The 12733-nt window shown below is 63.9% G+C and carries 9 protein-coding genes; 6 read left to right on the top strand and 3 right to left on the bottom strand.

The window, feature by feature from the left end; genetic code table 11:
- Window positions 1-134: 134 nt before the first annotated feature.
- Window positions 135-2297: a YccS family putative transporter gene (gene yccS / locus D3260_RS05970; RefSeq protein ID WP_233543979.1), complete on the top strand. Its 2163-nt coding sequence runs from the start codon at window positions 135-137 to the stop codon at window positions 2295-2297.
- Window positions 2298-2345: 48 nt separating this feature from the next.
- Here yccS and D3260_RS05965 read toward each other — a convergent pair whose 3' ends face one another.
- Complete coding sequence (locus tag D3260_RS05965) at window positions 2346-3158, bottom strand: YrhK family protein (protein WP_158583414.1); 813 nt, start codon at window positions 3156-3158, stop codon at window positions 2346-2348.
- Window positions 3159-3887: 729 nt separating this feature from the next.
- Window positions 3888-4805: a LysR family transcriptional regulator gene (locus D3260_RS05960; RefSeq protein ID WP_120097656.1), complete on the bottom strand. Its 918-nt coding sequence runs from the start codon at window positions 4803-4805 to the stop codon at window positions 3888-3890.
- 108 nt (window positions 4806-4913) lie between these two features.
- On the opposite strand from D3260_RS05960, the gene metE reads away from it, so the two are divergent.
- Complete coding sequence (gene metE / locus D3260_RS05955; protein ID WP_120097655.1) at window positions 4914-7196, top strand: 5-methyltetrahydropteroyltriglutamate--homocysteine S-methyltransferase; 2283 nt, start codon at window positions 4914-4916, stop codon at window positions 7194-7196.
- Between the two features lie 162 nt (window positions 7197-7358).
- Here metE and D3260_RS05950 read toward each other — a convergent pair whose 3' ends face one another.
- On the bottom strand, window positions 7359-8642 hold the full coding sequence (locus tag D3260_RS05950) for a carbohydrate porin (RefSeq protein ID WP_120097654.1): 1284 nt from the start codon (window positions 8640-8642) through the stop codon (window positions 7359-7361).
- A gap of 163 nt (window positions 8643-8805) precedes the next feature.
- Here D3260_RS05950 and D3260_RS05945 point away from each other — a divergent pair, with 163 nt between their 5' ends.
- From D3260_RS05945 to D3260_RS05930, 4 genes are read left to right on the top strand one after another with little or no spacing between them, the layout of a single operon-like run.
- On the top strand, window positions 8806-9714 hold the full coding sequence (locus D3260_RS05945) for a metal ABC transporter substrate-binding protein (protein WP_120097653.1): 909 nt from the start codon (window positions 8806-8808) through the stop codon (window positions 9712-9714).
- Window positions 9711-10697: a manganese/iron ABC transporter ATP-binding protein gene (locus D3260_RS05940; protein ID WP_233543977.1), complete on the top strand. Its 987-nt coding sequence runs from the start codon at window positions 9711-9713 to the stop codon at window positions 10695-10697. The genes D3260_RS05945 and D3260_RS05940 overlap by 4 nt, the downstream gene beginning before the upstream one ends.
- Window positions 10694-11617: a metal ABC transporter permease gene (locus tag D3260_RS05935; protein ID WP_120097652.1), complete on the top strand. Its 924-nt coding sequence runs from the start codon at window positions 10694-10696 to the stop codon at window positions 11615-11617. The genes D3260_RS05940 and D3260_RS05935 overlap by 4 nt, the downstream gene beginning before the upstream one ends.
- Window positions 11614-12513: a metal ABC transporter permease gene (locus D3260_RS05930; protein ID WP_120097651.1), complete on the top strand. Its 900-nt coding sequence runs from the start codon at window positions 11614-11616 to the stop codon at window positions 12511-12513. The genes D3260_RS05935 and D3260_RS05930 overlap by 4 nt, the downstream gene beginning before the upstream one ends.
- Window positions 12514-12733: the final 220 nt, after the last annotated feature.

Raw genomic sequence — 12733 nt, 5'->3', positions numbered from 1 at the left:
TCGATGGCGGCAGGCGAGCGCGTTGGCCGGCCGATGAGGCAGCGCTTGCCTGAGGAGGCGCCACCCGCGCTGTCGCGGACCGGGCCGACCGACCCGCCGGGGTTCGTTACACTGGCATTCTCACGCTCGGGGCCGTGCTCTTGTTCTTCGCTCGTCAGATCCAGCGTTTCACCGCTTTCGATCGCTTCGCGGATGCCGTACGCGTGCTCGTCGCGCTGTCCGGCGTCATGGCTTATACCGCCATCGCCGACGCCGAGCATCAGCTTATCCCGCTGATGCTCGGCGTGATCGCGTCAGGCATCGCCGAAACCGATGACTCCTGGCGCCGCCGGGCCCGGGCGCTGTTGCTCACCCTGGTCTGTTTCTCGGTCGCGGCTCTGGCGGTCGAGGGGCTGTTGGCGCATCCGACGGCTTTTGCCGCGGTCCTGACCGCCGGTACTTTCGTGCTGGTCATGCTGGGGGCGGCCAGCGCACGATTCGCCACCATCGGCAATGCCACGCTGCTGCTGGCCGTCTATACGATGATCGGCGTGACCCAGCACAATGGCCCTCCGCAGCCGTTCTGGGTCAGTCCGACACTGCTCGTGGCCGGGGCGGCCTGGTACGGCGGCCTGGCGCTCGCCTGGCAGGCGCTGTTCGTCCACCGGCCGGTGCGCCAGTCCTTGTCTCGGCTGTATGTCGCCCTGGCCGATTATCTGGTCTGCAAATCGTGGCTGTTCGAGCCGGTACGTGATCTGGATGTCGCCGCCCGGCGCACCGATCTTGCACATGCCAATGCGCGTGTCGTCGCCGCGCTCAATGACACGCGCCTGGCCCTGATCGACCGGCTGTCCGGGCGCCGCTCGCGCTCGGCCATGCAAGAGAATCTGGCGCTGTATCTGACGGCACAGGACATTCACGAACGGGCCAGTTCGGCGCATCATCCCTACAAGGCGCTGACCGAATCGTTCTTTCACAGCGATCTGATGTTTCGCTGCCAGCGGCTGCTGCGTGTCACCGGCCAGGGCTGTCGTGCCCGTGCACACGCGCTGCGCTACGACGCGCCCTTGGACGATGCCGGTCACATGACGGCGGCGCGCGCGGATCTGAATGCCGCGATCGCGCATCGACGAAGCCAGCCCGATGCCGCGGGCAACGAGCTGCTGCATGCCCTCGACGGCGTGGCCGACAACCTCGGGGTGCTGGTTGATCGGGTGCGTGAAGCCGGGCCGACGGGGCAGGCGATCGCCGAGACCGAGCTCGCCGACCCGCAACCGACATCGCCGCTGGAGACCTGGCAACGCATTCGGGCAGCACTGACGCCGGCCTCGGCGCGGTTCCGTCATGCCCTGCGGCTGTCGCTGGCCATGCTTGCCGGCTATGCGGTGCTGCTGGCCGTGCACCCGGAGCAGGGCTACTGGATCCTGTTGACCACCATGCTGGTCTGCCAGCCCGATTACGGCGCCACGCGGCGTCGTTTCGCCCAGCGTGTGGGGGGCACGATCGCTGGCCTGGTCTGTGGCTGGGCGTTGATGCAGCTGTTTCCCGACAGCCAGGCCCAGCTGCTGTTGCTCGTCGTCTCGGGTGTGATCTTCTTCGCCGCGCGATTCCGCCGCTACTTCGTCGCCGCGGCAGCGATCAGCGTGCTGGTGCTGTTGTCTTTCAACCAGATCGACAACGGCTACGACCTGATCATCCCGCGGCTGGTGGATACGATCATCGGCGGGGCGCTGGCTGCGGTCGCCATGCTGCTCGTGTTGCCGGACTGGCGCGAGCGTGATCTGCATCATCGGTTGGCCGATGCGCTGTTCGCCCATGCGACGTATCTGCGCGCCATCTTTTCGCAGTATCGCGGCAGCGGTCGGGTGGACGATCTGGCCTATCGGGTCGCACGGCGTGCGGCCCACAACGCCGATGCCGCGGTATCGGCACACGTGGCCACAGCACTCGCCGATCCGCACGGCGCCCGTGCCGACAGTCGCGAGGCATTGACCGTGCTGGCCTGCGCCCAGACGCTGATCGGCCATCTGTCGACGCTGGGGGCGCATCGTCGTGCCTTGCCGGCCGATGCCGAGGCCACAACGGTGCTCGCCGATGGTGTGGCCCATGTCGCCGAGGCCTTCGAACATGGCGGCGAGGCCCTGATCCGCCACGATACCGGGGCCGTGGATACGCGCGGCGCGGCCGAGATCTACGATCGGCTCACGGTCGTTGCCCGAGACGATGATGCCACCGTCCGTCGCGTGGCCGGCCAGCTGTTGTTGATGCTTGACGAACTGCCCACGCTGCGGCGCATCAGCGGCGTGCTGGTGGATTGAATAACCCGGCCGATCCGGCGGGGCGGCAATGGTCGCCGCCCGCCGGCCTCACGCCGACCTGTTCGATTCGTCGGCGGCGCGCTCGCGCGGTACGAAATGGCCCTTGTCCTCGATTTCGGAGCGCAGCGCGCGGATGAACATCGTGCTCAGGCGATTATCGTGACACCAGGCCTCGAGCGCGTGGCGCACGAGATTGCGGTAGTAGATCACGATGCCGCCACCGAAGAACAACAGACTGGCCGCCAGGAACTGGGCGGCGGCAAACGCGGTGATGCGCTGGCCGCTCGGGCCGGACAAATGCCATAGATAAGGCACCGAGGCCACGACGAACAGGGCCGAGCCGATCAGGAACATCGCGACCGTGACGTTGAACAGTTGCATGTAGATCAGCGACGGGGCCTCGACGACCTGCAGGATATTGACGAAGCCGCCCACGATGAACAGGCCGGAACCGACGATGAAACACCAGCTGCCCAGGGGAATCGCATCGAGCTCCGGCAGAAAACACAGGCTGCCGACGAGAAAACAGACCGTACCCAGGACATAGCTCCAGGCTGCGATCCGTTCGATCGTATCCGCGAACGTGTGCGTGCGGTGATGTGCCCAGTACTTGTGCACCTCGAGCAGATCGTGCCCGGTCACCAGCAGATAGAGGACCGAACCGATGAAGAACAGCCAATCGCCGATCGATATATAGGCCGACAGGGCCGGAAAGAAGAACAGGCTGCCGACGACGAACAGCAGGCCGCCGAGCTTGTAGCAGTAAGCATTGATCGTTTCCCAGGCCCGATGCGATGCGCCGCTGCGCCTGCCGGTGGCGATATTGGCCACGCGGGGCCGGTGCGTTATCAGATGGGGCATGCGGGATCGGCCGAGCGGCGGCACCAGTGGGGGATGACGGCGCATGATACAAGTCCCGCCGCGGGCGCTGGGCCGGCGCGGCGCACGCGGGACGTGTTAAGACGCCCTGGGTTGCCAGTCTGGATCGTGGCACGCCGCGATCGGCGACTCGCGCCTTGCCGGACACACGGCGGTCTCTCGACGAAAAGGCGCTCGAACGAAACATCAACAGGTCCTGGGCCAGTTCATCCCGCTCGGCCGGAAGCCGGCTTGGCATGCTCTGAGCCGATCGTCGGTCGGCAGGCCTGTCGCTCTGCCATCGCCGTGCTCGATGTCTGCAAGAGGCAGCCGCTGGATGATGCCGTGAGACGCGCCAGGCCGGTCTGACGTGATGACCGGTTGCTGACGCCGTGGCAGAGCGCCGCCCTGGATCCTTCATCAGGGGGCGGCGATGCTGGGCAGGCACGAGTGTGTATGTCTCGCGCGATAGGCATCGACGCATGGCGGTCACCGTGTCCGGCCCCCGCGGGCCCGCGATCGTGTCGTCGTCGATGTGCAAGGCTGACCGGCGCCAGAAACGGGGCCTTGCCGATACTGAGTCCACGGCTTTGCCTCAGCGTGGCCCGCCGGTCTGTGGACCACGGAGTATTTGCCGAACAGGGGGCGAATGGCAGATATCACGCTTGCGCGAGCGCGGCGTCATGCCGCGTATTCGGTATCAATCGGCTTCGCGCATGTGGCCGCGGTGTGTCAGTCGGGCGCTGTGTTGGCGCGGGTGATGCGTCGGCGGTCCAGGCCACGGGCCAGATCGATGAAGCCGGTGACGAACCGCCGCTCGTGATCGGTGCGTCGAATACCCAGATGGATCTGTTTGGCGATACCGGCGCCCAGCCGGGCCGTTGCAAGCGGCAGATGCGTCTGATACTCGGCCACCAACCAGCCGGGCAGGGCCGCCAGGCCCCGTCCGTTGGCCACCATCTGCAGCATGATGTCGGTCGATTCCAGCGTCTTGTGGCGTCGGGGCATCACACCGGCCGGGCGCAGCATGTCGGTGAATATATCCAGGCGATCTGCTTCGACGGGATAGGTCAGCAGGGTTTCATCGGCCAGATCGGCCGCGGTGACCGAGGCCTGATCGGCCAGGCGATGATTCACGGCCATCACCAGCACCTGCTCATAGTCGAATACCGGCGAGAACGCCACGCCGCGATGCTGAATCGGGTCGGGCGTGACCAGCACGTCGATCTCGTGCTGGAAAAGCGCGGCCATGCCGCCGAACTGAAACTGCCGGATGACGTCGAGATCCACTCGCGGCCAGGCCGCCAGAAACGGCTCGACCACCCGCAAGAGCCAGCGATAACAGGGGTGGCATTCCATGCCGATCCGCAAGGCACCCTGATCGCCGGCAGCGAGGTCGACCAGCGCATCGTCCAGTCGTTCGAGCTGGGGCAACAATCGCTCGGCTGCCGCGCGCAAGTGATCGCCGGCTGGTGTGAGCGTGACGTGCCGGCCTTCGCGTCGCCAGATCGCGCTTCCGATTTGCTCTTCCAGGCGCCGTACAGCATGGCTGAGCGCCGACTGTGACAGATGCAGGGAGCGCGCTGCTGCCGTAAGCGAGCCGTCGCGCGATAACTGCCGAATGATGGCCAAATGAGTCCTCTCGATCATCGTCGAACCATGACGAGAATGAAACGATCGATGCAAAAATATCGATTTTATTCATGTATGGCCAGGGGCAGACTCAGTCCTGTTCACACCACTACGAGACAGCGTGTCATGGCCAAAGCCACCAATCTGGGTTTTCCGCGCATCGGGGAACGCCGCGAACTCAAGAAAGCGACCGAGGCGTACTGGGCCGGCGAATCAAGTCTGGATGCGCTTCGAGCCAGCGGCGCGGCGCTGCGCCGTACCAACTGGGCCAAACAGAAAGCCGCCGGCCTGGACGTGATCCCGTCCAACGATTTTTCCTTCTACGACGGCATGCTCGACATGGCTTGCCTGCTCGGCAATGTGCCCAGCCGGTTCGACTGGAACGGTGGCCACGCCGGGCTGGACTTGGCCTTCGCCATGGCCCGCGGCACCGACACGGCCATCGCCTGCGAGATGACCAAGTGGTTCGATACCAACTACCACTATCTGGTGCCTGAGTTCAGGGCCGATACCACTTTTACCCTGGCCGGCAGCAAGGTTTTCGACGAGTTCGCCGAGGCCGAGCGCTTGGGTATTCATACTCGCCCGGTGCTGATTGGTCCGGCCACTTATCTGGCACTCGGGAAAGTGGCCGATGGCTCGGGGATGGACAAGCTATCGCTGGCCGATCGATTGATCCCGGTTTATGTCGAGATTCTGGAAAGACTGGCTGCCCAGGGCGCGGACTGGGTTCAGCTCGACGAGCCGGTTTTTGCGCTCGATCTGTCCGAGGCCCAGTGCGAGATGATCGACGCCGCGTATGCGGCGCTGGCGCAGGTCAAGGACATCCGCCTGATGGTGGCGAGCTATTTCGGCGAGCTGCGCGACAATCAGGTGCTGTTCACCGGGCTGCCGGTGGCCGGCCTGCATATCGATGCCGTGCGCGGGGCCAAAGAGGCAGCGGCGATCGCGGCGACGATCGGGCCCGAAACCGTGCTGTCGCTTGGTCTGGTCGACGGTCGGAACATCTGGAAGACCGATCTTGCCGCGGCGCGTGAGACGCTGGCGGCCTGTCAGGCACGCGTCGAGACAGACCGGCTGGAGCTCGCTCCGGCCTGCAGCCTGTTGCATTGTCCGGTCACGCTTCGTAACGAGACCAGGCTCTCGCATGCCATTCTCGACTGGTTGGCCTTTGCCGAGGAAAAACTCGGCGAGATCGTGTTTCTCGCCAAGGCGGCCGATGGTCAGGTCGATGAGATGCACGCGGCTGACAACAAGCGCGTCATGCATCGGCGTCGCCACTCCGAGCTCATTCACAGTGACCTGGTCAAGCGCCGCGTCGGCGGTTTGACACCCGCCGATTATCGACGCCGATCGGGCTACGCCGCGCGGGCCAGTCAACAAAGCGCCAAGCTGAATTTGCCCCTGCTGCCTACCACCAGCATCGGCTCCTTCCCGCAGACGATAGATGTCCGCCGCGCTCGGGCCGATCATAAGAAAGGCCGGCTCTCGGACAGTGACTACGATGTCTTTCTCAAGCGCCAGATCGATGACGCCGTCACCCTGCAGGAAAACATGGGATTCGACATGCTCGTGCACGGCGAATTCGAGCGCAACGACATGGTCGAGTACTTCGGCGAAAAGCTTGAGGGCTATGCCTTCACGCGTTTGGGCTGGGTACAGTCGTACGGTTCGCGCTACGTCAAACCGCCGATTATCTACGGTGATGTGCAGCGACCGGAGGCCATGACCGTGAAATGGTCGAAATACGCCCAGTCACGTACCGACAAACCCATGAAAGGCATGCTCACAGGCCCGGTCACGATGGTGCAGTGGGCCTTCGTGCGTGATGACCAACCCTGTTCGGCCACCGTGCGGCAGGTGGCGCTGGCCATACGCGACGAAATCTGCGATCTTGAGCGCGCCGGCCTGGCCGCCATCCAGTGCGACGAGGCCGCCTTCCGCGAAGGCCTGCCGCTGCGCCGGGCGGACTGGGATGACTATCTGGACTGGGCCACGGCCGCCTTCCGACTGGCCGCCGGCGGCGTAGCCGATGCCACCCAGATCCATACCCATATGTGTTATTCCGAGTTCAACGACATCATCGAGGCCATCGCCACGATGGATGCTGACTGTATCTCGATCGAGACCTCGCGCTCGCATATGGAACTGCTGGATGCATTCGTCGCCTTCGATTATCCCAACGAGATTGGGCCGGGCGTCTACGACATCCACAGTCCACGCGTGCCGACGGTTGATGAAATGACCACGTTGCTCGACAAGGCCGCCCAGGTCCTGCCCATCGACCGGCTCTGGGTGAACCCCGACTGCGGCCTCAAGACCCGCGGCTGGGCTGAGGTCAAGCCGGCCCTGGCCAACATGGTCGAGGCGGCCAGGCGGCTGCGGGGACGGTACAGCCAGACCGGCTGACCGACGGCTGAAACCGACGGCCCAACCCCAAGCGACGAGCGCTGTTCTGCGGCAGTACAGCGTTCTAGCACGCTGGCGCAGCGTGACTGTGCGGCGCGTGCTACGCCTCGTCTTGCCGCAGAACAGCGCTTGGCGCGGACTCGCACGAAACATCAACAGGCCCTAAATATTCGCCTCGACGCGCAAGGTGGCAACGCGGGCATCGTCGAGACCCATGCCGCCCGGATTGATGATGTATTGGAAGTCCGGCTTGATCGTCAGCCAGTTCGTGGCGCGAACCGCATGAAAGACCTCGATCGCTGTCTCCTGGTCGGCCGTGAAATCCGCACCCGGGGCGTTCGACAGGCCGACGCGGCTGGCCATGAAGCCCGTGACATCCGCGTCTCGGCCCTGGAACAACCCGGTGATCTGTACGCCGGCTCCCACGTGCGATGTCATCTCGCTCACGGTATCGTCGGCTTGGCCGTACTGGGCAAACCCGTCAATGGCGAATGTCGAGGTCGGGTCGGCATAGAGGGATTGATCCCAGACGATATATAGCCCGTCGCTGCCGTTATCGGTACCCCCGTCGAATCGCTCGAGTGTGCTGGCGTGTCGCCAATAGCCCACGCCGAGCCGTCCGGTGCGATCACCCAGCCTGTAGTCGAGGCCGGCTTCGCCGATCGTGAATCGGTCGTCGTTGGTCAGAAAATCGCGCGGGCCGCGGGTCCCGGTGCGACGCCCGTTCAGGCTCGATCCGTCGTAGATACCGGCGCGGGCATACCAGCCGCTTGGCAGGCTGGCGAAGACAGCGACACCGGTGGCCGGGTCGGGGTAAGAAGGAAAACCCAGGACTGTCGGCGAAAAGCCGGGCGATGAGTGGATGAACCCCTGCCCGTTGTCGACGTAGGCGAAGTCGTCGTTGATATCCATCTTGCCGATCTTCAGCGCCAGGTGGTCGTTGAACAACGATTGTCGATACCAGAGAGCATAGAACGCATCGAACGGCGTCTCGTCGATATTGGAATAGACCTGAAGATCGCCGGTATCGAGATTGCCGTTGTCGCCGTGAAAGCCGACGTAGGCCGCACGAAGCTTCCCTCCCGGCAGACCGAAGGCACGCGCCGTGTCGAGTGTGACGCCTGCCTCGATCAGATAACGGGCAGCGCTTGCACGAGGCGATGCGCCGCCGTCCAGAACGAGCGAGTAATCGCCGACGCCAGTGACATCGAAGCTCAGACCATGCGCGGCGGCTGCGTCCCGCAGACCGGCCGGGGCTGAGTCGGCCAGTACGGCCGGTGTTTCGCCGTTGATGCCGATATCGTCTGCATCCACTGATGGACTGGCGGTCAGGGCGGCGCCGATCACGCCGGCCAAAGCCGCGTGGTGACGCGCGCTTCGGTGACGAACCCAGGAGGTATCGGTTCGCGGCCCGGGTGTGTCGATGTACGGGCGCTGTCCCGGCATAAGACGTCCTGTTCTTTCGGTGTAAACGACAGCGGAAATCACGATATTCCAGTTTGACTTCCTTTGAGATATAAATTTAGCCTAGTCTAAACTTTATGGCGTGGGCAAATCATAGCCGGCGCTCGCAGGTCGACCGTTTCCACGGCGTGGCCGGGAGATACCGATGCAGGTTCGAAGATTGATGGTTGCTGTCGTGTTCGCCTTGGGGCTCGTGACAACGAGTCAGGCCGGTGTGCGTGATGACGGCCAGTTCAAGGTCGCCACTACGTTCACGATCCTGGCGGACATGGCCCGCAACGTGGCCGGGGATCATGCCCGTGTGGTCTCGATCACCAAGCCGGGGGCCGAGATTCATGGGTATTCACCCACGCCGCAGGACATCGTCCAGGCCAGCGATGCGGATCTCATTCTTTATAACGGCTTCAATCTCGAGCGTTGGTTTCAGCAGTTTCTCGCCCACATCGGTGACGTGCCATCAGCCACGCTCAGTGACGGCGTCGATCCGATTCCAATCGCCTCAGGCGAATACGAGGGCAGGGCCAATCCGCATGCGTGGATGGGATTGCAGGGGGCAACGATTTACGTGGACAACATCCGCGATGCGCTAATCAGGCAGGACCCGGACAACGCTGCCGACTATCGGACGAACGCCGAGGCTTACAAGAAAAAGATCCGTGACACGATCCGTCCGCTGCAGGATCGAATTGCCCGAATTCCGGAGTCGCGCCGCTGGTTGGTGAGTTGCGAGGGCGCGTTCAGCTATCTGGCGCGGGATTTCAAGATGAAAGAGCTCTACCTGTGGCCGATCAACGCCGATCAGACCGGCACGCCGCAGCAGGTGCGCCAAGTCGTCGATGGGGTGCGCAAGCACGGCATCCCGGCAGTGTTCTGTGAGAGTACGGTCAATACCTCCCCGGCCAGACAGGTTGCCCGTGAGACGGGCGCCCATTATGGCGGCGTGCTCTATGTCGATTCGCTCTCACGGCGCAACGGGCCGGTGCCGACCTATCTGGAACTGTTGCGGATGGATGCCCAGACCATTGCCGACGGTTTACACCAGGGGCGCCAATGATCATGGGAAACACCCCCTCGGGTGCACACGGCACGGCCGACAATGAATCGGCGCCGGTTGCGCCACCGGGGGGGACGACCGGGTCGAGCCCGGCTGGTCCGGATCTGGCCGAGGGCATCGTGGCACGTCACGTTACGGTGACGTATCGCAATGGCCATACCGCGCTCTTTGATGCCAGCTTTGCGACTCCGCGTGGCTCGATCGCTGCCCTGGTGGGGGTCAACGGCGCGGGCAAGTCCACATTGTTCAAGGCCATCATGGGTTTCGTGCCGCTCGCCGAAGGCGATATCCGGCTGCTGGGCCGGACCGTCAGGCAGGCGCTGCGCGAGAACATGGTCGCTTATGTGCCACAGGCCGAAGACGTGGACTGGGATTTTCCGATCCTGGTCGAGGATGTCGTGATGATGGGCCGCTATGGCCATATGGGGTTTCTTCGTCGGCCCAGGCGTAGTGATCACGAGGCCGTCGATCAGGCTCTGGCCCGGGTCGGCATGACCGAGTTCCGCCATCGCCAGATCGGTGAGCTGTCCGGTGGGCAGCGAAAGCGGGTGTTCCTGGCGCGTGCATTGGCCCAGAACAGCCGTGTCATCCTGCTCGATGAGCCTTTCACCGGTGTCGATGTCGGTACCGAGGATCGTATCGTCGCCCTGCTACGCGAGCTGCGCGACGAGGGACGGGTGATGCTGGTTTCCACGCATAACCTGGGCAGCGTGCCGGCGTTCTGTGACCACACCGTATTGGTGAAAAAGACGGTGCTGACCTTCGGTCCAACCGAAACCACGTTCACTCGGGAGAATCTGGAGCAGGCCTTCGACGGCGTGCTGCATCATCTCAATCTGGACGGCGATGGGCGCGATGACCCGCGGCAGGGGGCCATCGTCACCGACGATGAACGATCCTGGGTTCACGAGGACGCCCCGGCCGCGAGCGACAGCCGCCGGCCGGCGCCGCTGACCTCGGCATCGCATGCGAGCGCGCCATGATCGATGTCCTGGTCGAGCCGTTCACCTATAGCTACATGCGCAATGCGATGTGGGTGTCGGCGTTGGTGGGTGGCGTCTGTGCGTTCCTGTCGTCTTATCTGATGCTCAAGGGCTGGTCGCTGATCGGCGATGCCCTGAGCCATTCGGTGGTGCCTGGCGTGGCCGGGGCATTCATGCTGGGCCTGCCGTTTTCCGTCGGTGCCTTCATTGCCGGGGGATTGGCGGCCGGGGCCATGCTGTTTCTGAGCGAGCGTTCCGGGCTCAAGATCGATGTGATCATCGGCATCATCTTCACTTCCTTCTTCGGCCTGGGGCTGTTCATGGTGTCGCTCAGCCCGATGGCGGTGAGCATCCAGACCATCATCATGGGCAATATTCTGGCGATCACGCCGAGCGATACCCTGCAACTGGCTCTCATCGGCGTTGTGTGTCTGGCGGTGCTGCTGACGAAGTGGAAAGACCTGATGGTCACCTTCTTCGACGAAAATCATGCCCGTTCGATCGGGCTGCATCCGGAACGCTTGAAGCTGGTGTTCTTTGCGCTGCTGTCGGCCGCGATCGTGGCGGCCATGATCACGGTCGGCGCGTTTCTGGTCATTGCGATGGTCGTCACGCCGGGCGCGACGGCCTATCTGTTGTCGGATCGGTTCCCGCGGCTGATCGGGCTGTCGGTGGTCATCGGTACGCTGACCAGCTTCGTTGGCGCCTATGTCAGTTACTTTCTGGACGGGGCGACCGGCGGCATCATTGTCAGCCTGCAGACGCTGATCTTTCTTGGTGTGTTCGTCTTCGCGCCCAAGCACGGACTGCTGGCCAGCCAGCGCAGGGCCCGGCACGCGCATCGCCAGGCGGTTGATGTGTCGTCGACGGGCGGCCCGATAGGCGACAACGTAAACCGATCGGCGGGGCCCGGACCATGAGTATCGACACTCTGCTACTGCCGTTCCAGTTCTCGTTCATGCGCAACGCGTTCTGGATCGCACTTTGCGTGGGCCCGCCCACCGCGCTGCTGTCCTGTTTCCTGGTGCTCAAGGGCTGGGCGCTCATGGGCGACGGCACCAGCCATGCCACGCTGCCTGGCGTGGTGCTGGCCTGGATCATCGGGGCCCCGTTGATCGTTGGCGCTTTCGTGGCCGGTATGACTTGTGTGCTGGCTACCGGCTATCTATCGCAGAACAGCCGGGTGAAACAGGACACGGTGCTGGGCGTGGTGTTCTCCGGCATGTTCGCGGTCGGCATCGTGATGTATACGTGGGTGCATACCAACGAGCATCTCGACCATGTCCTGTTCGGCAACATGCTGGGCATCGGCACCCGGGATCTGATCACCGCCGGAGTGATCGGCGCGGTGGTCTCGGCCGTGCTGTTGCTCAAATGGAAGGATTTCGTCCTGCAGTCTTTTGACCCGGCCCAGGCTCGCGCATCGGGGCTGAAAACCGGGGTGTTGCACTATGCGCTGCTGGTCTGTCTGTCGTTGACCATCGTGGCCACGCTGACCTCGGTAGGCCTGATTCTGGCGGTGGCCCTCGTCATCACCCCCGGGGCGATCGCCTATCTCACGGTGCGCCGCTTCGGGCCGATGCTCGCGGTGGCCGTGGCGGTCTGCATCTTCTCTATGCTGGCCGGGGCATACCTGAGTTTCTTCATCGACAGCGCCACGGCGCCGACGGTGGTATTGATCCTGTCGGCCCTGTTCATCGTGGCCTTCGTCTATCGGCTCCAGACCAGCCGCCGGAACGCGCGTCGCAAGAGCGAACGAGCGGCAGGCGTGGCTGGCGGCGTTTCCGGCGGGGCACGACGTCATTGCGGCCCGTAGAGGTCCGGCGGCCGTCGTCGATTCGTGGCCGATAGGCGATGGGCCGGATCAGGCGCAGGTGCGCATGGTCTTCGACGGTGCCGGGCTCGACGTCGTTTTACCGGCAACACACCGGCCGTAAAAGCGCGCCGCGCCGGGGTTTTCAGGCAACACCTGCGTCTCGGCTCGGTATCGAAAGCGGCGTCGATGCCCGAGCGCCTCGGCAGATCAGCGTGACCAT

The sequence above is a fragment of the Salinisphaera sp. Q1T1-3 genome (assembly GCF_003602005.1).
GTDB lineage: Bacteria > Pseudomonadota > Gammaproteobacteria > Nevskiales > Salinisphaeraceae > Salinisphaera.
Note: the sequence above shows the minus strand (reverse complement) of the source record. Positions and strands in the feature narration are given on the sequence as shown.